The following is a 19,017-nucleotide window of genomic DNA, read 5'->3' as shown; positions in this document are numbered from 1 at the left end:
TCGGGGCGAGCGGCCAGTTGGCTTGAGGGTTGGCTTGGGCGGGTGGTGATCTCGATCTGTCGTTGGTGGTCCGCAACGATGCGGTGCCCTGATCTCGTCTAATCGAGCAGTATCTGGTGCACCGCAGGGAGCCAATACCCGTCGGCGAGCACCGCGTGGAGCGCATCGGCATGGGATCCGAGCGGCCGGTCTTCCTTGAGCGTCGGCACATGGGCGCGGACGGCCGCGTGGATCGCGCTGGTGGCCGGTGCAAGAATGAGCCCTTCGCGAAGATCGACGGCCTGTGCGGCGGCCATAAGCTCCAGGGCGATCAGCCGCCGCCACAGTACGATCATCTCGACGCATTTGGCGACGGCGAGGGGAGTCTGCGTCGCATGATCCTCGACACCCTCGGACACGGGCAGGAAGTCGAGCATCACCGGATTGGCCTTGTGGCGGATGGCGGCCAGGATCGCCGTCACCGTCTTCTGCAGCGGCACGAAGCCGGCGGACGCGCCGCCGATTGGCGACAGATATTTCGGCAAGCCGTGGCGAGTTGAGCCGGTGAGCTGGATGAAGCGCGCGGCCGACGCCGCCGCGCATTGCGCAATCGCCAGACCTAGCGTCTCGAAGGCCAGCGACAGCGAGGCGGTGTGGAAATTGCCGGTCGACAGCACGAGTGAGTCGTTGGCGAGCACCAGCGGGTTGTCGGCGGGCGCGTTGAGCTCGATCTCGACCGCGAGCCGGGCATGGTCGATCGCCTGGATGAGCGCGCCGTGGATCGAGGGCATGCAGCGGATCGACAGCGGATCCTGAAGGGTGGTCGGCGCGGGCGTCCCGTCGCGGGTGAGCAGGTCGCGCAACGCCTTTGCCGCCACCTGCTGGCAGGCGGCTGGACGCGCCAGATGCAGGCGCGGGTCAAGGATGGTGCGGTTGGCCCCGAACGCTTCCATGGTGAGCGCGCCGGCCTGCTCCTGCTGTTCGAGTGCCGACAGCGCGTCGAGGAGCGCCAGCGCGCCGGCGCCGGTGGAAACCGCGGAAGCGTTGATCAGCGACAGACCATCCTTCGGTGCCAGGCTGACCGGCGCAAGCCGCGCCATCATCAGCGCCTTTGCCGAAGGCATGCGCCTGCCCTGATAGTCTGCATCGCCTTCGCCGATCAGCGTGTGGGCTATCGCGGTCATCAGCACCAGGTCGCCGGCGCCGATCGAACCCAGCGACGGCATCACCGGATGGATGCCGGCGTTGAGCAGATCGACAAGCGCGGTGAGGACATGCGGCGACAGGCCGGAGCCGCCGGCGGAAAGCATGGCGATGCGGGCAAACATTGCGGCGCGCACGAGCTGGGCGGGCAATGGGTTTCCCACCGCAGCTCCGCGTCCGTCGAGAAGCTGGCGCTGGAAGGCACCGGCATCGCCTTCGACAGCCGTGCCGAGATTGGCGCCCAGCCCGGTGTTCAGCCCATAGATCTGCTGGCCGCCGGCGGCGGCGTCATCGAGGACCTGGCGGGCCTTGCCGAGTTTCTCGATGACCGCCGGCGTGATCTCGACCTTGCCTGCACTGCGCGCCACGGCGGCCACGTCTTCGATGCTGACGCCGGCGCCGGTGAGAACGAGCGGGGTCATGCGAAACGCAGCCTCTGGCCGATGCCTTGTTCCGCGGCTTTGGCTAGCAACGCCTTGCCGAGCGCGATGTCGGAGAGCGACAGACCCCGATGCCAGAACAGGATCGTCTCGCCGTCGCTTTGCCGGCCCGCTTTGTGCCCGGCAGCGATCTGGCCGAGCTCGGCATGCAGCGTCGCCTCGCTCAGCCGTCCCGTCTCGACATGGGCGCGTAGCGAGCCGAACTTGCCGCCCTTGCACTGACCCCAGTCGTCGACGACGATCTTTTGCATGATGTCGGTAAGCGAAAGCTCCACCGCGCTCATTGTGCCGTAGGGCACGACCAGCGCGCCGCGCTTGATCCAGGCGGTCTTGAGCAGGGGTTGCGGTTCCGGTAGCCGCGAGGCTTCGACAACGATGTCGGCGCCTTCCACGCAGCTCTTCCAGTCGGCAACGGCGACAACCGGCTTGCCGAGGTCGCCGGCAAGCTTCGCGGCGAAAGCGTCGCGGCTTTCGGGGCGGCGCGAATGGACGCGGATCTCGTCGAAGTCGAACAGGTGATCGAGCAGTCGCACGTTCCAGTAGGCGGTGCCGCGCGCGCCGATGTGACCGAGCACCCTGGATGATTTCTTCGCCAGATGCTTGGCGCCGATGGCGGTGACCGCGCCGGTGCGCATATCGGTGATGACGGTGGCGTCGAGGATGGCGCGTGGCGCGCCGGTGCGCGGGTCGAACAGGTTGAGTATGCCGAATTCGGACGGCAGGGCGTGCAGGTAGTTGTCGACATAGTCGCCGACGATCTTGACGCCGGCCGCATCGAGCGGCGCCACATAGCCGCGCAGCACGTTGAAATGACCGCGGAAGGACGGATCCGGCTCAAGATGGACGCGCGGCTCGATCACCGTCTGGCCCTTGCCCTGGGCGACGAGCCCGGCTTCGACGGCGCCGATGATCTCGGCATCGCTCAGGGTAAGGGCTTCAATGTCGAGAGCATTGAGGTAGTCGATATAGATCGGCTTCATGCATTTCCCTCGTCCGGCCCGCGCTCATCCATAACAGGCGGCGGGGCGACACGAAAGTTTGTTGGATAAGCTCTGGACTGGTTCAGCCTTATGCTGTTCAACCGGCGCGTCATGACCAGCATCCCCGACAATGAGGCCGTATCCCAGCTCGTGCCGACGGCGGCGCGCCGGGCGCGGCGCGTCGCGCTGATCGTTGCCGTCGCCTTTTTCATGCAGTTGCTGGATTCGACGATCATCTCGACGTCGCTGCCGCAGATGGGGCAGTCTTTCGGCGTGCCGGCAGTGGCGATGAGCATCGGGATCACCGCTTACATGTTGACCATGGCGGTGTTCGTGCCGTTGTCGGCCTGGCTTGCCGACCGGTTTGGCGCGCGCAACATTTTCCTCGTCGCGATCGGGCTGTTCACGCTGGCGTCGATCGCCTGCGGCTACTCACAGAGCCTGACGCAATTCGTTGCCGCCCGCATCGTTCAGGGCCTCGGCAGCGCCTTGATGACGCCGGTCGGCCGCATCCTGGTGCTGCGCAACGCCGCCAAGTCCGAATTGCTTGCCGCCACGGCGCTGATCACCTGGCCGGCCTTGTTCGCGCCGGTGATCGGGCCGATGCTCGGCGGCTTCATCACCACCTATCTGTCCTGGCACTGGAACTTCTTCATCAACGTTCCGCTCGGCCTCGCCGGGCTGCTGCTTGTCGCGCGCTTCGTTCCGGGCGATCGCGAATCCGAGACCAAGCCGCTCGACTGGCCGGGATTCTTCCTCACCGCGCTCGGCCTCGCCGCGATGCTCTATGGGCTGGAACGGCTTGCGCATCCCGAGGATGGCATGCTGCCGACAGCGGGCCTGGTTGCCGCCGGCGTCGCGGTCGGCTGGTTCGCCGTGCGGCACTTGCGGCGGGTGACGCATCCGCTGCTCGACCTGTCCCCCTTCAAAGTGCCGACCTTCGCCATCTCGACGCTCTCGGCGGGCACGATCTTCCGCGTCGCCATCAATGCCACGCCGTTCCTGCTGCCGCTGCTCTTCCAGGTGGGCTTCGGCATGCGGCCGGTGGACGCCGGCCTGCTGATCCTGGCCTACTTCCTCGGCAACCTCGGGATGAAAGCGGTGACCACGCCGACGCTCAGACTCTTTGGCTTCCGCCGGGTGCTGGTGGTCAACGGGGTGATTGCCTCGCTTGCAATCGCGGCGTGCGGCGTGATTTCGCCGCAGACACCGCTGGCACTTGTCGTGGCGTTGATGCTGGTCGCCGGTCTGACGCGCTCGATGCAGTTCACGGCGCTCAGCACGCTTGCCTTCGCGGATATCGGCGCGCCGCAGCGCAGCTCGGCCGCGACTTTGTCCAGCATGCTGCAGCAGGTGGCGATGCTGTTTGGCGTGGCCGTGGCCGCGGCGATCCTCAACCTGTCGCAGATCGTGCGCAGCGGCGCGGCGCCCAACTTAATAGACTTCAGGATCGCCTTTTTCGCGATCGGCCTGCTCGGGCTGGTGGCAGCGATGCGTTTCCTGACCCTGCCGGCCAGTGCGGGTGCAGAGGTCTCAGGCCATACCGGGCGGGACTGAAATGGGCTTGGAAGGCCGGCCTGCGCACGCCCGCGGCGGCACCGAAACTGTCGGGGCTCGGCACTTTTGTGCATCGCAATGACCGGAGCTCATCGCCTCTGGCCCCGTCAAGGCGTGGAGGAATGACGGCCGCTCCGAACCGACCAGCTGGGCGGATTTTCAGACTGAGCAGGGGTCTCCCCTTCTCCATAAGAAGGGAGAAGGGAAGGTTTGCTCTCTAATCGCTGCGCCTAAAATTACGGATGCGGTCGAACAGCACCGCCAGGATGATCGCGCCCCCGATGAAAGTGCCTTGCCAAAAGGCATTGATGCCAAGCAGGCCGAGGCTGTTGCGGATGACCTCGATCAGGGCGGCGCCGACGATGGCGCCGAACGCGGTGCCGACGCCGCCGGCGAGGTCGGCGCCGCCGATGACGGTCGCGGCAATCACCTGCAACTCCATGCCGTTGCCGAGATTGGTGGTGACGGCGCCGAGCCAGCCGGTCTGGATGATGCCGGCGAGACCGGCCGAGAGCGCCGAGATCATGTAGACTGCGACCTTGATCTGGCGCACCGGAACACCGGTCAGCGTGGCCGCATGCTCATTGCCGCCGATGGCGAAGATATGCCGGCCGAACTTGGTCCAGCGCAGGATGAAGCCGGTGATCAACGCCAAAAGGATCATGTAAAGCACCGGATTGGCGATGCCGAACACCCAGGCGCCGCCGCCCAGCGCCAGCAGCTTGTCGTGGTCCGGCCCGAACTGGAAGACGACGGTGTTGTTGGAGGCGACCATGGCGAGGCTGCGCGCCACCGACAGCATGCCGAGCGTCACCACGAAGGGTGGGAAACCGAGATAGGCGATGAGCACCCCGTTGAAGGCGCCGATGGCTAAAGCGGTGACGATCGAGGCCAGGATGCCGATTTCGATCGAATAACCGGCATGCATGGTGACGGCCAGCACCATCGAGCACAGGCACAGCACCGAGCCGACCGACAGGTCGATGCCGCCGGTGATGATGACGAAGGTCATGCCGAGCGCCACGATGGCGACGAAGGTGATGTTGCGGGTGATGTTGAAGAGGTTCTTCTGCGTGGCGAAAGCGTCGGTCGCGAAGGACAGGAACAGGCAGGCGAGGATAACCGCGATCACCACCCAGAAGGTCTGGTTGGCAAAGAGCCGTGAGAAGAATGTGTGCTGCTTCTGCGCTATCGTCTGGTCAAGGGTGACTGCCATTATCGACCTTTCCTGAGACGTTGGACGCCTGATCCAGGCGATTACGCAACCTGTTCGATGGCGCCGGTGATCAGCCCGGTGACTTCCTCGGGCGAGCTCGAGGCGATCTTCTTGTCGGCGACTTTCCTGCCGCGCCGCATGACGATGACGCGGTCGGCGACATCGAAGACGTCGGGCATGCGGTGGCTGATCAGCACCACGGCGATGCCCTGGTCACGCAGATGGCGGATCAGGTTCAGCACCTCCGCGACCTGTCTCACCGAGATCGCCGCCGTCGGCTCATCCATCAGCACGATCTTGGCTTGCGACAGCATGGTACGGGCGATCGCCACCGCCTGGCGCTGGCCGCCCGACATCTGCTTGACGAGGTCGCGCGGCCGCGTCTCGGATTTCAGTTCGGCAAAGAGCTGGCCGGCGCGCTTGTACATCGCGGCATAATCGAGAATGCGGAAGGGGCCGATGCCGCGGCGCAGTTCCCGGCCGAGATAGACATTGGCGGCGGCCGTCAGATTGTTGCAAAGCGCCAGGTCCTGATGGACGATCTCGATGCCGTGCTGGCGGGCCTCGGCCGGCTTGTGCAGGATCAACTCCTTGCCGTCCATGTGCATCGTGCCGTGGCTGGGGCGGAAATTGCCGGCGATCATCTTGACCAGCGTCGACTTGCCGGCGCCGTTGTCGCCCATCAGGCCGACGACCTCGCCGGCCTCGAGCGTGAACGAGACGTCGTTCACCGCCTGGATGGCGCCGAAATGCTTCGAGATGTTGGCGAGTTCGAGAACCGACACCAGCCTTAAGCCTCCCCGTTTTCGTCCCTCGACTGCCTTGCCATAATTGCCGGCGCCGCAGGGGCCTCGCGCCTCCAACTCCTCCCGAGCAGGTGCGATAGACTCATTTAGGCAAATGCGGCCATGGGCGTCAATCAATTGTCGGGCGATTAATTTCGAGTCCCGTCGAAAAATCGGTTTTGTAGGACAAATAGCAATTGACGTTGGCGGCGAGCCGTTATTAGCTAGCATTGGAGGAAGAATTTTTCCGTCGCGAAATCGCTGCTCGGCGTGACGCGATGGGCAAGATTCAGGATCCGGCCGGCGCCCATTCGAGCTGGAACGGATCGGAATATGCTTGTCGGCCTGGCTTGAGACACGAACTTTCGAGCCTATTCCGCGTGTTGCTTGCATCCGGGCCGATCGGTGTGGCGGGCACGTCGTGTCCGTCTGTTTTCAAGGGAGGACTGATATGAGGAAATCACTTTTGCTCGCCGCCGTCGCCGCCATGGCGCTGGGCGCCGGGCCGGCTTTGGCCAAGAAACAGCTCGTCATTGTCGTAAAGGGCCTCGACAACCCGTTCTTCGAAGCCATCCATCAGGGCTGCGAGAAGTGGAACAAGGAGAACGCAAGCTCCGAATATGAATGCTTCTACACCGGCCCGGCATCGACCTCGGACGAGGCCGGCGAAGCCCAGATCGTGCAGGACATGCTGAGCAAGCCGGACACGGCCGCAATGGCGATCTCGCCGTCCAACGCGCCGCTGATCGCGCAGACGATCAAGAGCGCCAATCCGTCGATCCCGATCATGACGGTCGATGCCGATCTCGCCAAGGAAGACGCCGCGCTTCGCAAGACCTATCTCGGCACCGACAATTATCTGATGGGCAAGCGGATCGGCGAATACATCAAGAAGGCCAAGCCGAATGGCGGCACGATCTGCACGATCGAGGGCAATCCGGCCGCCGACAACATCCTGCGCCGCGCGCAGGGCATGCGCGATGCGCTGTCGGGCAAGGAAGGCCTGCCGGCGCTCGCCGGCGAAGGCGGCTGGACGGAAGTGGCGGGTTGCCCGGTGTTCACCAATGACGACGGCGCCAAGGGCGTGCAGGCGATGACAGACATCCTGGCCGCCAATCCGAAGCTCGACGCTTTCGGCATCATGGGTGGCTGGCCGCTGTTCGGGGCTCCGCAGCCCTATCGCGACCTGTTCAAGCCGATGGCCGACAAGATCGCCAAGAACGAGTTCGTCATCGGCGCCGCCGACACGATCGGCGACGAGGTGGCGATCGCCAGGGAAGGCCTTGTGACCGCACTGGTCGGCCAGCGGCCGTTCGAAATGGGCTACAAGGCGCCATCGGTGATGCTCGACCTCATCCAGGGCAAGAAGGTCGACGATCCGGTCTTCACCGGCCTCGACGAATGCACCAAGGATACGGTCGACACCTGCATCCAGAAGTAGGCTTCGATCCCGGGGCGCCCTTTGAAGGGCGCCCCTCCACCTTTCGCCAGGACTATGGACGCGGCCTTGCCGGGGCGGCGGAGCCAAGAGTTTTGCGCCCAGAATGTTCTTATCCGGCAGAGTTTTTGCGGGCGTCTTGGAGCCCGCTACAGGAGGCACCGGAACGCGGATGCCACGGGAAAAGTCTGGGAAGCGCTTAGCCGAGCCTGCACAGCCGGCCACGATACGACGACCCGACGCGACGCGGATCGCCGGCCTCAGCGTGCACGCATCGCTCGCCGGCGAGATCGGCCTCAGGATCGTGCGCGGCGACTATCCGCCCGGAACTGTCCTGCCCAACGAAGCCAAATGGTCGGAAACCTTCAATGTCAGCCGCTCGGCGGTGCGCGAGGCCATCAAGATGCTGATGGCCAAGAGCCTGCTCGCGTCCCGCCCCAAGATCGGCAGTTGGGTCGAGCCGAGGGAGCGCTGGAACCTGCTCGACCGGGACGTGCTCGCCTGGTACGCGACCTCGCCTGACCGCGAGGTGTTTCTCAGAACGGTGCAGGAGTTCCGCCATATCATCGAGCCTGAGGCGGCCGCCTTCGCGGCGCTGCGGCGCTCCGACGAGCAGATGGTCGAAATCAGCCAGGCGTGCCGCGAAATGGGAGAGGCGGCGCATATCCAGGAGCGCACGCGAGCCGATACCCGGTTCCATCTCGCTATCCTGCGCGCCTCGGGCAATGAGCTGCTGGTGCCGCTTGGCGTGCTGATCGAATCGGCGCTCGATCATCTCTTCGTCTTCGTCACGCGCGAGCACAGCGACCAGCGGCGGGCCCAGTCCCTGCACGAGGCGATCGAGCGGAACATCCGCCTGCAGCGCCCAGCAGCGGCGAGAAGCGCGGTGCACAGGCTTCTCGCCAATACCGACGAGGTGATCGAGCTCTCGAGACCCTGACAGGCTTGGCCGCGGCTTTCAGATCGTCTGCTTTTTGCCGTCCTTCGACGGCATCAGGTCGACGCCGTTGAGCTTGCCGATATGGGTGGCCAGCATCGGCACATACTGCTCGGCCGGCCCCGCCGCGAAGGCGGTCGCGAACGAATTCTTGGTGGCGTTGCCAAGCGGATTGGCGATGCCGGCAGCGCCGGCCATCGATTCCAGATAGGTCAAATCCTTGAAGGCATTGGCGATGGAGAATTTGTGGGCGTCGCGGTCGCCTTCCAGCGTCCAGCGCATGAAGGTCTGGTAGAAGCCGCAATCCATGCGGCCGTTGCGGATCACGCTGTCGAAGCGGGGCGGCGAGATGCCGACCTTCTGCGCCAGCGCCAAGGCTTCCGAATAGATCGCCGCGTAGCCGAGCGAGATGAAGTTGTTGAGCAGCTTCATGCGGTGGCCGTCGCCGGTGTCACCGATATGGACGATGCGGCCGGCCCAGGTTTCGATCACCGGCTTCAACCGTGCGAACACCGCGTCGGGCGCGCCGACCATGGCGTCGAGCGTGCCTTCCCAGGCCTCCTTCGGCGTGCGGCTGAGCGGCGCGTCGACATAGTCGACGCCGAGCGCCCTGAGTTCGGCGGCCAGCGCGACGGTAGAGACGGGGTCGGATGTCGAGCAATCCACGACCACGCAGCCTTGCTTCAGACCTTCCTTCAGCCCGCCGGGGCCGCGGATGATCGCCTCGACCTCACGCGAGCCGGTGACGCAGATGAAGACGATGTCGGAGGCCGCTGCCACTTCTTTGGACGTGGCCACTTCCTTTGCGCCGCGGCCGAGCAGGTCATCCGCCGGCTTGCGGTTCTTGCGGCCGAGGAAGGTGAGCGGATAACCTTTGTCGACGATGTTCTTGGCGATGCCATGCCCCATCAGGCCGAGGCCGATGAAACCGATGTTTTCGCGGGCAGCGGTGGTGGTCATGTCGTTTCGTCCCTGTCTTTCCTGATGGTCGGCGCCGGCGCGACCGGCCGGCGAGCTTTGCTGGAGAAGGTTTTCGCGGATCGCGGTTGGCAGGCCGTTGCTGAATGCCATATTGTCTGACAATACACACAATCCTTGAGAAATGTGGAGAGCAAAATGACGAAGCGGATCATGTTCACCGGCGGCAGCGGCAAGGCCGGCCGCCATGTCGTGCAGTATCTGGTCGAGCATGGCTGCCAGGTGCTCAACATCGACACCAAGCCGCTCGACAACCCGAAGGTGCGCACGCTGATCACCGACATTACCGACAGCGGCCAGGTGTTCAACGCGCTGTCGAGCTATGCCGGGCTGCATGAATTCGATCCATCGCTGCGCGCACAGCCGGTCGACGCCGTGGTGCATTTTGCCGCCATCCCGCGGATCATGATCACCCCGGACAACGAGGTGTTCCGCATCAACGCGATGGGCACCTACAACGTCATCGAAGCGGCGGTGAAACTCGGCATCCGCAAGGTGATCATCGCCTCCAGCGAGACGACCTACGGCCTGGTCTTCGCCAACGAGCCGCGCAACCCGACGCATTTCCCGCTCGACGAGGACTATGACGTCGATCCGATGGACAGCTACGCCCTGTCCAAGATCGTCAACGAAAAGACAGCGCGCGCCTTCGCGCTGCGCAGCGGTTTCGACATCTATGCGCTGCGCATCGGCAACGTCATCGAGCCGCATGAATATGCGCTGTTCCCGAAATGGTTTGCCGATCCCGGTTTCCGCAAGCGCATTGCCTGGAGCTATATCGACGCCCGCGATCTCGGCCAGATCGCCTTGCGCGCCATCGAGAAGGATGGGCTGGGCTACCAGGTGTTCAACGCCGCCAATGACGAGACCTCGTCCGATCTGCCGACGGCCGAGCTCCTGAAGCGTTTCTATCCAGGCGTGCCGGTGAAAGCCGAGCTCGGTGAATTCGAGACGCTGCTGTCCAACCGCAAGGCGCGGGACGTGCTCGGCTTCCGCCCCGAACACAGCTGGCGCAAATACGTCAAAACAGCGTGAGGGCCGACAAACATAGGTTGAGCTGTGCACAGCGCGGCGTCTGGCGGCAAAGCCGGCCTTGCCGCGCTTGACAGCTTCTGAAAACCGGACTTTCTGGGCATATGCGGGACGCAAAGCCGAACAACGAAAAGAGGCCGACGAAAGCGGCATCCGCCGAGCGTATGGCTGGCGTTCGCCGGCCGGACGCGCCGCGCATCCCTGGTGCCAGCGTGCACACCTCGCTGGCCAGCGAAATCGGCCTTCGGATCGTGCGCGGCGACTATCCGCCGGGCACCATCCTGCCCAACGAAGCCAAATGGTCGGAGACTTTCGACGTCAGCCGCTCGGCGGTGCGCGAGGCGATCAAGATGCTGATGGCCAAGAGCCTTCTGGCATCACGTCCGAAGATCGGCAGCTGGGTTGAGCCGAAGGAGCGCTGGAATCTGCTCGACCGCGACGTGCTATCCTGGTACGCGACGTCGCCGGATCGTGAGGTGTTCCTGAAGACGGTGCAGGAATTCCGCCACATCATCGAGCCTGAGGCGACGGCTTTTGCCGCAATGCGGCGCACCGATGAGCAGATGGCCGAGATCAGCCAGGCCTGCCGCGAGATGGGCGAGGCGACCAATCTGCAGGAGCGGACGCGCGCCGACACCCGCTTCCACCTGGCCATTCTCCGGGCCTCCGGCAACGATCTCCTGGTGCCCCTGGGCGTCCTGATCGAATCCGCCTTCAATCATCTCTTCGCCTATACGACACGCGAGCTGGACGACCTGCAGCACGCCCAGAAACTGCACGAAGCGATCGAGAGGAACATCCGGCTGCAGCGGCCGGATGCTGCGCGCAACGCCGTGCGCAAGCTGCTCGCGAATACCGACGACGTCATCCGCTCGCGCTAAGGCCTACCGATACCCGGGTGAGGCCCCGGTCCGACCTCGACAAGTCCTTAGTCTTCCTTCTCGCGCCCGAAAGCGACGCGCAACTCGTCCTTGGCCTTTTCCAGAACTCGCTTGCGCTTCTCCGGCAGGTTCCTGCCGGCGCGGTTGATGTAGAAATTCAGCATCGACATCGCCGATCGGAACGGCTCAGCCTTGCGGCGATGGCTGTGCTCAGCCGAGCGCTTCAGCGAGGTGGCGATCCTCTTGGCATCGTCGGATTCGAAAATGTGCTCCTCGAGATCCAGCGCATCGCTGTGCGCGGTCACTTCGGCCGACCATTTTTTCCTGGCGGTCATGGCGAACCTCCTTCCTGGGGCACAACTCCCCTTGGGCACAACGCTCTCTTGGGGCAAAAACTCTGGGCGGCATGGCCGGTTCCCGATTTCTGGAGCCACGGATTTGTCCCTTGTGGCGCTGCTCGGCACCGGGAATGCGGCGATACTTGGGGTGGAAACCGCCCGATCACCAACAAGCGCGGACAGGAAAGGTGTGACGACAACCGTATCCAGCCGGGCAGATGGCCCCGGCATCGACAGCGCCTATGCATGGATGCGGCTCGGCGTCTCGATGCTTTTGTCGACGATCGGCGGCGCCGGCATGTGGGCGGTGGTCGTCGTTCTGCCCGCCGTGCAGGCCGAATTCGGCGTCGACAGGGCCGCGGCTTCGATGCCTTATACCGCGACCATGGTCGGCTTCGCCGCCGGCAATATGCTGGTCGGACGCGCCATCGACCGCATGGGTTACTGGATCCCGGCGCTCGTCTCTGCGATTGCGCTCGGCGCGGGCTTCCTGCTCGCCTCGCTGACCAGCTCGATCCTTGCGTTCACCCTTGTCCAGGGGCTTCTGATCGGACTCGGCACATCGGCGATCTTCGGCCCGTTGATCGCCGACATCTCGCACTGGTTCAACCGGCGCCGCGGCGTCGCGGTGACCGCGGCCGCATCCGGCAGCTATCTTGCCGGAGCAGTCTGGCCGACGGTGATGCCCTATGTCATGCAAGTCGAAGGCTGGCGGTTCACCTATGCCGCGATCGGCATCTTCTGCCTCGCCACCATGGTGCCGCTGGTGCTGATGCTGCGCCGCGGCGCGCCGCGCGAAGCTACCCATGGCTCGCCGGGAAGCCGGCCGACGCAGCCAATCTCGCTGTCGCCGGCGGCGTTGCAGATGCTGCTGGTGATTGCCGGCTTCGGCTGCTGCATGGCGATGTCGATGCCGCAGGTGCATATCGTCGCCTATTGCATGGATCTCGGCTACGGCGTCGCGCGCGGCGCCGACATGCTGTCGATCATGCTGGCGGCGGGCGTTGTCAGCCGCATTGGCTCAGGTTTCCTCGCCGATCGCATCGGCGCGGTGAAAACTTTGATCATCGGCTCGGCGCTGCAATGCCTGTCACTGCTGTTCTATATTCCCTTCGACGGGCTGGCTTCGCTCTATGTGGTCTCGCTGGTGTTCGGCCTCTCGCAAGGCGGCATCGTTCCCTGCTATGCGATCATCGTGCGCGACTACATGCCGGCCAAGGAAGCCGGCCAGCGCGTCGGCATCGTCCTGATGGCGACGATCTTCGGCATGGCCGTCGGCGGCTGGATGTCGGGCTGGATCTACGATCTAACCGGCTCCTATGCCGCCGCCTTCCTCAACGGCATCGCCTGGAACCTGGTCAATCTCGCGGCGATTTTGCTGCTTGTGTGGAAGGCGAGGCGAGGCGCGGAAGCGCCAGCCTGATTTCCGCCGGCAACCTTGGCCATTGCAAGCTTGTCTACCGGCGCAAAGGGAGGGGTCAGGTGGATAGTCGTCCGTGCTCTTTCGCATGACGTCGCGCCCGAATACTGGGTGCAGCAGGCTATTTACTTGGAAAGGCTTTCGGCGGAATATCGCGAAAGTGGGAGGAAGCACTCGGAAAATCTCCTGAATAATGCGCTCGAACGGCTTCCGCCCGTTGAATGCAAGGGAGGATAATCATGAGACGTACTTTCCCGCTCGCGGCATCCGCCGCGGCGTTGTTGCTCGGCGTGCCCTCCGCCTTCGCGCAGTCCGGCGGCGTCGAGAAAGCAGTCGGCGGCTACAGCTTCGAGGAAGCCGCAAAGGAAGCCCCCACCACCAAGGATTTCCATTCGGCCGATGGCCATCTCACCTTCGCCATCGTCACACATACGGCCGGCAACGGCTTCTTCGATCCGGTCTATGTCGGCGCAACCGCCGCCGGCAACCTGATCGGCGCCAAGATACTGCTGCTCGGCTCGGAATCTCCGACCGACGACCCGGCCCGCGAGATCGAAATCCTGAATCAGATCGTGCAGGATCCGACGATCGACGGGCTGATCATGACAACGCCCCAGGTCGGCGCCTATAACGACATCGTCAAGGCCGCCGGAGCCAAGGGCATACCGGTAGCAACGACCAATTCCTTCGACGGCACGATCCTCGACCGCAGCGGCATCAGCCACACCGGTCAGGACGCCTCCGCCGCGGCGATCGCCGGCGAGGCACTCGTCAAGTGCCTGGCGGACAAGGGTATCGAGAAGGGCTCGATCGTTCTGCCGTCATCGACCGCGATGGGCAACATCGAGGTGAACAATCGCGTCACCGCGGCCTTCAACGCGATCGTCAAAGGCCTGAAGGATGCCGGCAAGCTCGAGGCCTTCAAGGTCGACGCAGGTCCCGAGAACACCGGCATCGACACCAATCCGAACGATCCGGTGAACGGTATCGTGACGCTGTTCGAGTCGCGTGGTGACGTTGTCGGCGCCTTCGCCGGCAACAACGTGTTCACGCCTGCGCTGGCCAAGGCCGTCGCCCAAACCGGCAAGACCGGCAAGATCTGCGCCTATGGGTTCGACCTCGGTCCGGCGCAGCAGGATGCGTTGAAGAGCGGCGACCTGACCGGCGCGCTCGGGCAGCAGCCCTTCCTGCAGGGCTTCTATCCGGTCATGCAACTCTATCTGCAGATCGATCGCGGCATCGCGGCCGCCAATCTCGACACGCGCGCCCAACTCGTGACGCAGGAGACCGTTGGAAAGGTCGGCAAGCGTTTCGAGAACTGAATGTCAAAGCGACACTGAACCGGCGCGGGAGGGCTGGTGTCCTCCCGCGCATTTTGGCCTTCGGGACCTTTTATCAAAGAATGCCCGCTGAAGCTCTCGCTCGTCGCCTTCCACCCCAGCTCATCGGCGGCTGGGAAATGGGATTGCTTGCCCTGCTGGCGCTGATCTATCTCGGCGGCGCTGCCGTCAATCCGACGTTTTTCGGCTCGCCGGAGGCGTTCCATGCACTGCTTCGCGATACCTCGCGGGTCGCCATCATCGCCGTCGGAATGACCTTCGTCATCATCAACAAGGACCTCGACCTTTCGGTCGGTTCCATCTACGGCCTTGTGGCCGTCGTTTTTGCGAGGCTGTTCGCGCCAAGCTTCGCCGATCTCGGCATCGTCATGTCGGTGACCGTCTGCGTCCTTCTTGGGATGGTGATCGGCCTCGTCAACGGCGTGCTCGTTACCATCCTAAAAGTGCCGGCGTTCATCGCCACCTTGACCACGCTTCTGATCGGCCGCGGCTTCGTCCTCGCCCTGACGCACGGTCAGGCGATCTACTATCCAGGCAAAGCGAAGGAGGCCCCACTCTTCTTCCATCTCGGCGAGACGAACGTCTTCGGCTTCAACAACCAGATCGCAATCTTCGCGGTCGTTGCCGTGATCGGCGCCTACGTGCTCGCCAACACTCGCTGGGGCTACGAAACCTTTGCGACGGGCGGCAACGAGCAGGCAGCAGTCTATGCTGGCATACCGACGAACTGGGTGCGCATCCGTGCCTATCTGCTCTCGTCGCTCTGCGCCGCCGTTGCCGGCCTCCTGTCGGCCGCTCAGGACAAGGGGGTGACCCCGCTTTACGGCGTCAGCGGCGAACTGACCGTCATCGCCGCGGTGATCATCGGCGGCGCTTCCATTCTAGGCGGTCGCGGCCGCGTCGCCGGATCCTGCCTCGGCGCCATGCTGGTCGTTCTGCTCGACAAGGTGCTGCGCGAGGGTTTGCCGATCACGCGCACCATCAAGATCGGCGAGGAGGAGGTGACGGTCAACGCCGTCTACTCCCTGCCAGTGGGCGCGGTTCCGGTCTTCCTCGGACTGCTGCTTGTCATCGCCGTGCTGATCGAACCCTATCTCATCCGCCGCCAGGTCGCGGCGCGCCTCTGGGCATGGCTGCGCGGCAGGCCGCCGCCGCCGGCCTTCGAGATCGGCGGCGTCGCACTCGAGGGCGTGGTGACCAAGGGCGCGATGGCGACCGACATCGCATTGTCGGCGACCGGGTTCGGCAAGTTCCTCGCCCGGCGCGATGCCCTCGCCGTCATCCTGACAGTGGTGCTGTGGCTCACGGGTCTTTTTCTCAGGCCGGATTACTGGTGGAACCTGTCCAACACTTTCGCGATCCTGCTCAACTATACGGAACTGGCGCTGATCACGGTCGGGCTTACCTACGTCATTGCGGCCGGCGATATCGACCTCTCCGTCGGAGCCGTCCTGGCGCTCGCCGGCAGCGCGGCGGCCTATTTCCTGAAGGTCCTGGGTGCCGACCCCGTCACCGCTATCGCGATGGGGCTGCTTGCGGGAATGCTTGCCGGCCTCGTCAACGCCGTCGTCGCCGTTGGCTTGAAACTGCCGGCCTTCATCGCAACGCTTGGCATGTTCTACATCGCCCGCGGCCTCGCGGCCTGGTTCGTCGCCGGGCAGCAGCTTACCGGCTGGCCGGAGGGCTACAATTTGCTCGGCCGCAAGGTGAATGACATCCTCCTTCACTTCAGCATCGTGCTTCCGGATGGCATCCTCAGAACACTGGCCGAGGTGGTCAGCGTGCAGACCATCTGGATGATCTTCGTCGCCGTGATTGCCGGCGTCGTGCTCGCCTACACGCCGTTCGGGCAAAAGGTCTATGCAACCGGCGGCAACATCCGCGCCGCCGCCTATGCCGGCATCAACACCAACCGGGCGCGCTTCATCTCGCTCATGCTGGCGGCGTTCTGCGCGACGATGGCCGGGATCATCAACGTCGCCTATTTCCGAAGCTTCAACCCCGTTGCAGGCCAGTTCCGCGAACTCGACGCCATCGCGTCGGTGATCATCGGCGGCGGGTCGATCTTCGGCGGCTACGGCACCATGCTGGGTTCTCTGGCCGGTGCAGCCGTGATCACCCTGGTTCGGGCGCTCCTGCAGCTCAATGTCCAGGGCTTCAGCATGCCGCAGCATTGGATCAATGTCTTCATCGGCGTCATCCTCATTGTCGCGGTGCTGATCGACATCTGGGTGCGCCAGGCCAATGTCTTCGGTCGCCTGCGAGCCCGCCTCGCGCGAGGCGCACGAACCCGGGAAACCATTCATGCCTGATGCTGCGTTGCCTCAACCGATCGTGGAAATGCGAAGCATCGAAAAAGCCTTCGGTGCCGTTCAGGCGCTTCGGAAAGTCGATCTGGTGCTCTATCCCGGAGAGATCCTTGGACTGGTCGGCGACAACTCGGCCGGCAAGTCGACGCTCATGAAGATCCTGACCGGCGCCTATCAGCGCGACGCCGGCGAAATCCTCGTCGCCGGTCAACCGGTGCACTTCAAGAGTCCGCATGAGAGCCGCGATGCGGGCATCGAGATGATCTACCAGGATTTCGCCCTTTGCGGAAACATGGATGTCGGCCAGAACATCTTTCTCGGCCGCTGGCCGCGCAAAGGCCCTTTCGTCAATCGCCGCAAGATGTACGCGGAAGCCGATAGCGTGCTGAAGCGGCTCAAGGTGGACGTGAACTCCGTTTTCCAGAAGGTCGAGAGCCTGTCGGGCGGTCGCCAGCAATCCGTGGCGATCGCCCGCGCGATTTCGTTCGAGCCACGCGTCGTGATCCTCGACGAACCGACCGCCAATCTCTCGGTGATGGCGACCGCGAGGCTCCTCGAGACCATGCTGGAACTGAAAAGGCAGGGTGTTGCCCAGATCATCATCTCGCATCGGCTGGTCGACATTTTCGCCGTAGGCGACCGTGTCATGGTGCTCAAGCGCGGCGAGAATGTCGGCGACCGTCATGTCAGGAACACCGACGAGCACGAGGTCCTTGAGATCATCGTCTCCGGCACGCGGGAGCAGGCGCTTACGGCCGATCAGGCGAGGGCGGTCTGACCGCCGAGGCATTGACCTGGGGTTTATCGCCTCTGCCGAGGGGTGGGTTGAACCAATATTCGTCGGCTTGACAACGGCCATGGCCTGCGCGACCCAACCGGAATGGGACGGGCTGCGAAACATGGTTGCTGTGGCTAAACTGTTGATCGTCAACTCGCCGCTGCGCTCCTTTCGTGCAAAAAGGACAAGGCGGTGACAAGGCCGCGCTCGCGGCGCGGCGGCGGCCGCCCGACCATCGCCGACGTGGCGCGCAAGGCGGGCGTGGGCGCGATCACCGTGTCGCGTGCGCTGCGCGAGCCTGGGCGGGTCTCGGAAGATCTGCGCCGGCAGATACAGGTCGCCGTCGACGAGCTCGGTTACATCCCGGACCCCAATGCGCGCGCATTGGCTTCGGCGCGCGCGGAGGTCTTCGGCGTGCTGGTGCCGTCGCTCACCAACAATGTCTTTGCCGAAGTGGTGCGCGGCATCTATGACAGTCTTTCGGACAGCCCTTTCCGCATCCAGATGGGCAATACCCACTATTCGGGCCTGGAAGAGGAGCGGCTGCTGCAGCTGTTCGCCTCGCAGCGCCCGGCGGCACTTATCGTCGCCGGCATCGACCAGACGCCGCAGTCGCGAAAGCTGCTGGAGACGGCCGGCTGCCCGGTGGTGCAAGTGATGGAAACCGGACACGATCCGGTCGATATGCTGGTCGGCTTCTCGCATTTCGACGGTGGCCGCGCTGCCACCGAGCACCTGATCGAGGCAGGTTATCGGCGCATCGGTTTCATCGGCGCGCGCATGGACCCGCGCTCGCAGCGGCGCCTTGCCGGCTATCGCGCGGCCATGGAGTCGGCCGGCTTGTTCGATCCCCGCCTGGTCACCACCACGCCGCTACTGTCCAGCGTGACGCTCGGCCGCGAGCTTTTGCGCGATGCTCTGGCCAAGATGCCGTCGCTCGACGGCGTCTTCTGCAACAATGACGATATCGCGCTGGGGGTCTTGTTCGAATGTCGCCGCGCCGCCATCGCGGTACCGAAGGCCATCGGCATCGTCGGCTTCAACGACCTCGACATGATGCAGGCGGCGTTCCCGTCGGTCACCAGCGTTCGCACGCATCGTTATGAAATCGGACGGCAGGCAGTGGCGATGGCGCTGGCGGCGATTGCGGGCCGGAGGCCCCAGCAGAGGGTTGTCGATCTCGGTTTCGAGCTCATTCGCCGCGAGAGCACCGCACGTTGAAACACGCAAAGACGACTGTGCAAATGCCGGTTTACTACCTTGCATGGTAGCGCTACCATCTTTCGCATCGAGTAGTACGGTGGGTGGGGGGAAGGCGCTGTTTATTATACATAAGAAAACAGTCCTTACTTGTTTATTATGTATAATATGATAGTCTGCTGAATTGCCCGCAGGCGAGGCAAGAG

General features: G+C 64.0%; 16 protein-coding genes. 10 read left to right on the top strand and 6 right to left on the bottom strand.

Annotated elements, in window-relative coordinates; translation table 11 throughout:
* Positions 1-98: 98 nt before the first annotated feature.
* Both hutH and CK224_RS27690 read right to left on the bottom strand, forming a co-directional pair.
* Complete coding sequence (gene hutH, locus CK224_RS27695) at positions 99-1,604, bottom strand: histidine ammonia-lyase (protein ID WP_095783979.1); 1,506 nt, start codon at positions 1,602-1,604, stop codon at positions 99-101.
* On the bottom strand, positions 1,601-2,602 hold the full coding sequence (locus CK224_RS27690) for an ornithine cyclodeaminase family protein (protein WP_095783978.1): 1,002 nt from the start codon (positions 2,600-2,602) through the stop codon (positions 1,601-1,603). The genes hutH and CK224_RS27690 overlap by 4 nt, the downstream gene beginning before the upstream one ends.
* Before the next feature lie 111 nt (positions 2,603-2,713).
* Between CK224_RS27690 and CK224_RS27685 the strand changes: the two genes are divergently transcribed.
* Complete coding sequence (locus tag CK224_RS27685) at positions 2,714-4,159, top strand: MFS transporter (protein WP_095784043.1); 1,446 nt, start codon at positions 2,714-2,716, stop codon at positions 4,157-4,159.
* A gap of 217 nt (positions 4,160-4,376) precedes the next feature.
* Here CK224_RS27685 and CK224_RS27680 read toward each other — a convergent pair whose 3' ends face one another.
* Both CK224_RS27680 and CK224_RS27675 read right to left on the bottom strand, forming a co-directional pair.
* Positions 4,377-5,375 (bottom strand): ABC transporter permease, encoded by a 999-nt coding sequence (locus CK224_RS27680; protein ID WP_066992267.1) that lies wholly within the window; start codon positions 5,373-5,375, stop codon positions 4,377-4,379.
* Positions 5,376-5,416: 41 nt separating this feature from the next.
* Positions 5,417-6,160: an ATP-binding cassette domain-containing protein gene (locus CK224_RS27675; protein ID WP_066992363.1), complete on the bottom strand. Its 744-nt coding sequence runs from the start codon at positions 6,158-6,160 to the stop codon at positions 5,417-5,419.
* Positions 6,161-6,611: 451 nt separating this feature from the next.
* Here CK224_RS27675 and CK224_RS27670 point away from each other — a divergent pair, with 451 nt between their 5' ends.
* Together CK224_RS27670 and CK224_RS27665 are read left to right on the top strand one after the other, a co-directional pair.
* The gene (locus CK224_RS27670) at positions 6,612-7,601 is read left to right on the top strand and encodes a sugar-binding protein (RefSeq protein ID WP_066992270.1); all 990 of its coding nucleotides are present in this window, start codon (positions 6,612-6,614) and stop codon (positions 7,599-7,601) included.
* Between the two features lie 169 nt (positions 7,602-7,770).
* Positions 7,771-8,538 (top strand): FadR/GntR family transcriptional regulator, encoded by a 768-nt coding sequence (locus tag CK224_RS27665; RefSeq protein ID WP_095783977.1) that lies wholly within the window; start codon positions 7,771-7,773, stop codon positions 8,536-8,538.
* Between the two features lie 18 nt (positions 8,539-8,556).
* Here CK224_RS27665 and CK224_RS27660 read toward each other — a convergent pair whose 3' ends face one another.
* Positions 8,557-9,495, bottom strand: a complete 939-nt coding sequence (locus CK224_RS27660; protein ID WP_095784042.1) for an NAD(P)-dependent oxidoreductase — start codon at positions 9,493-9,495, stop codon at positions 8,557-8,559.
* A gap of 156 nt (positions 9,496-9,651) precedes the next feature.
* Here CK224_RS27660 and CK224_RS27655 point away from each other — a divergent pair, with 156 nt between their 5' ends.
* Positions 9,652-10,548, top strand: a complete 897-nt coding sequence (locus CK224_RS27655; protein WP_095783976.1) for an NAD(P)-dependent oxidoreductase — start codon at positions 9,652-9,654, stop codon at positions 10,546-10,548.
* Positions 10,549-10,649: 101 nt separating this feature from the next.
* Positions 10,650-11,426 carry a FadR/GntR family transcriptional regulator gene (locus tag CK224_RS27650; protein ID WP_095779401.1) on the top strand — a complete coding sequence of 259 codons (777 nt, stop codon included), beginning with the start codon at positions 10,650-10,652 and terminating at the stop codon, positions 11,424-11,426.
* 47 nt (positions 11,427-11,473) lie between these two features.
* Here CK224_RS27650 and CK224_RS27645 read toward each other — a convergent pair whose 3' ends face one another.
* The gene (locus CK224_RS27645; RefSeq protein WP_066992279.1) at positions 11,474-11,761 is read right to left on the bottom strand and encodes a DUF3175 domain-containing protein; all 288 of its coding nucleotides are present in this window, start codon (positions 11,759-11,761) and stop codon (positions 11,474-11,476) included.
* 253 nt (positions 11,762-12,014) lie between these two features.
* Between CK224_RS27645 and CK224_RS27640 the strand changes: the two genes are divergently transcribed.
* From CK224_RS27640 to CK224_RS27620, 5 genes are all read left to right on the top strand, one after another.
* On the top strand, positions 12,015-13,187 hold the full coding sequence (locus CK224_RS27640) for an MFS transporter (RefSeq protein WP_095784041.1): 1,173 nt from the start codon (positions 12,015-12,017) through the stop codon (positions 13,185-13,187).
* 236 nt (positions 13,188-13,423) lie between these two features.
* Positions 13,424-14,506, top strand: a complete 1,083-nt coding sequence (locus CK224_RS27635) for a substrate-binding domain-containing protein (RefSeq protein ID WP_066990516.1) — start codon at positions 13,424-13,426, stop codon at positions 14,504-14,506.
* Between the two features lie 80 nt (positions 14,507-14,586).
* Positions 14,587-16,836: an ABC transporter permease gene (locus CK224_RS27630; RefSeq protein ID WP_095784040.1), complete on the top strand. Its 2,250-nt coding sequence runs from the start codon at positions 14,587-14,589 to the stop codon at positions 16,834-16,836.
* Complete coding sequence (locus tag CK224_RS27625; protein WP_066990523.1) at positions 16,829-17,611, top strand: ATP-binding cassette domain-containing protein; 783 nt, start codon at positions 16,829-16,831, stop codon at positions 17,609-17,611. The genes CK224_RS27630 and CK224_RS27625 overlap by 8 nt, the downstream gene beginning before the upstream one ends.
* A gap of 192 nt (positions 17,612-17,803) precedes the next feature.
* The gene (locus tag CK224_RS27620) at positions 17,804-18,832 is read left to right on the top strand and encodes a LacI family DNA-binding transcriptional regulator (protein ID WP_067328901.1); all 1,029 of its coding nucleotides are present in this window, start codon (positions 17,804-17,806) and stop codon (positions 18,830-18,832) included.
* The last annotated feature ends 185 nt before the right edge of the window (positions 18,833-19,017 follow it).

The sequence above is a fragment of the Mesorhizobium sp. WSM3862 genome (assembly GCF_002294985.1).
Taxonomy (GTDB): Bacteria; Pseudomonadota; Alphaproteobacteria; order Rhizobiales; family Rhizobiaceae; genus Mesorhizobium.
The sequence above is the reverse complement of the archived record's forward strand: the minus strand, read 5'-3'. Positions and strand labels throughout refer to the sequence as shown.

What these genes read in the sequence shown, in the direction of transcription:
- CK224_RS27650 (WP_095779401.1), top strand. Translation starts at nt 10,650, where the DNA reads ATGCGGGACGCAAAGCCGAACAACGAAAAGAGGCCGACGAAAGCGGCA.
- CK224_RS27630 (WP_095784040.1), top strand. Translation starts at nt 14,587, where the DNA reads ATGCCCGCTGAAGCTCTCGCTCGTCGCCTTCCACCCCAGCTCATCGGC.
- CK224_RS27685 (WP_095784043.1), top strand. Translation starts at nt 2,714, where the DNA reads ATGACCAGCATCCCCGACAATGAGGCCGTATCCCAGCTCGTGCCGACG.
- CK224_RS27635 (WP_066990516.1), top strand. Translation starts at nt 13,424, where the DNA reads ATGAGACGTACTTTCCCGCTCGCGGCATCCGCCGCGGCGTTGTTGCTC.
- CK224_RS27640 (WP_095784041.1), top strand. Translation starts at nt 12,015, where the DNA reads ATGCGGCTCGGCGTCTCGATGCTTTTGTCGACGATCGGCGGCGCCGGC.
- CK224_RS27680 (WP_066992267.1), bottom strand. Translation starts at nt 5,375, where the DNA reads ATGGCAGTCACCCTTGACCAGACGATAGCGCAGAAGCAGCACACATTC.
- CK224_RS27660 (WP_095784042.1), bottom strand. Translation starts at nt 9,495, where the DNA reads ATGACCACCACCGCTGCCCGCGAAAACATCGGTTTCATCGGCCTCGGC.
- CK224_RS27670 (WP_066992270.1), top strand. Translation starts at nt 6,612, where the DNA reads ATGAGGAAATCACTTTTGCTCGCCGCCGTCGCCGCCATGGCGCTGGGC.
- CK224_RS27690 (WP_095783978.1), bottom strand. Translation starts at nt 2,602, where the DNA reads ATGAAGCCGATCTATATCGACTACCTCAATGCTCTCGACATTGAAGCC.
- CK224_RS27665 (WP_095783977.1), top strand. Translation starts at nt 7,771, where the DNA reads ATGCCACGGGAAAAGTCTGGGAAGCGCTTAGCCGAGCCTGCACAGCCG.
- CK224_RS27625 (WP_066990523.1), top strand. Translation starts at nt 16,829, where the DNA reads ATGCCTGATGCTGCGTTGCCTCAACCGATCGTGGAAATGCGAAGCATC.
- CK224_RS27655 (WP_095783976.1), top strand. Translation starts at nt 9,652, where the DNA reads ATGACGAAGCGGATCATGTTCACCGGCGGCAGCGGCAAGGCCGGCCGC.
- hutH (WP_095783979.1), bottom strand. Translation starts at nt 1,604, where the DNA reads ATGACCCCGCTCGTTCTCACCGGCGCCGGCGTCAGCATCGAAGACGTG.
- CK224_RS27645 (WP_066992279.1), bottom strand. Translation starts at nt 11,761, where the DNA reads ATGACCGCCAGGAAAAAATGGTCGGCCGAAGTGACCGCGCACAGCGAT.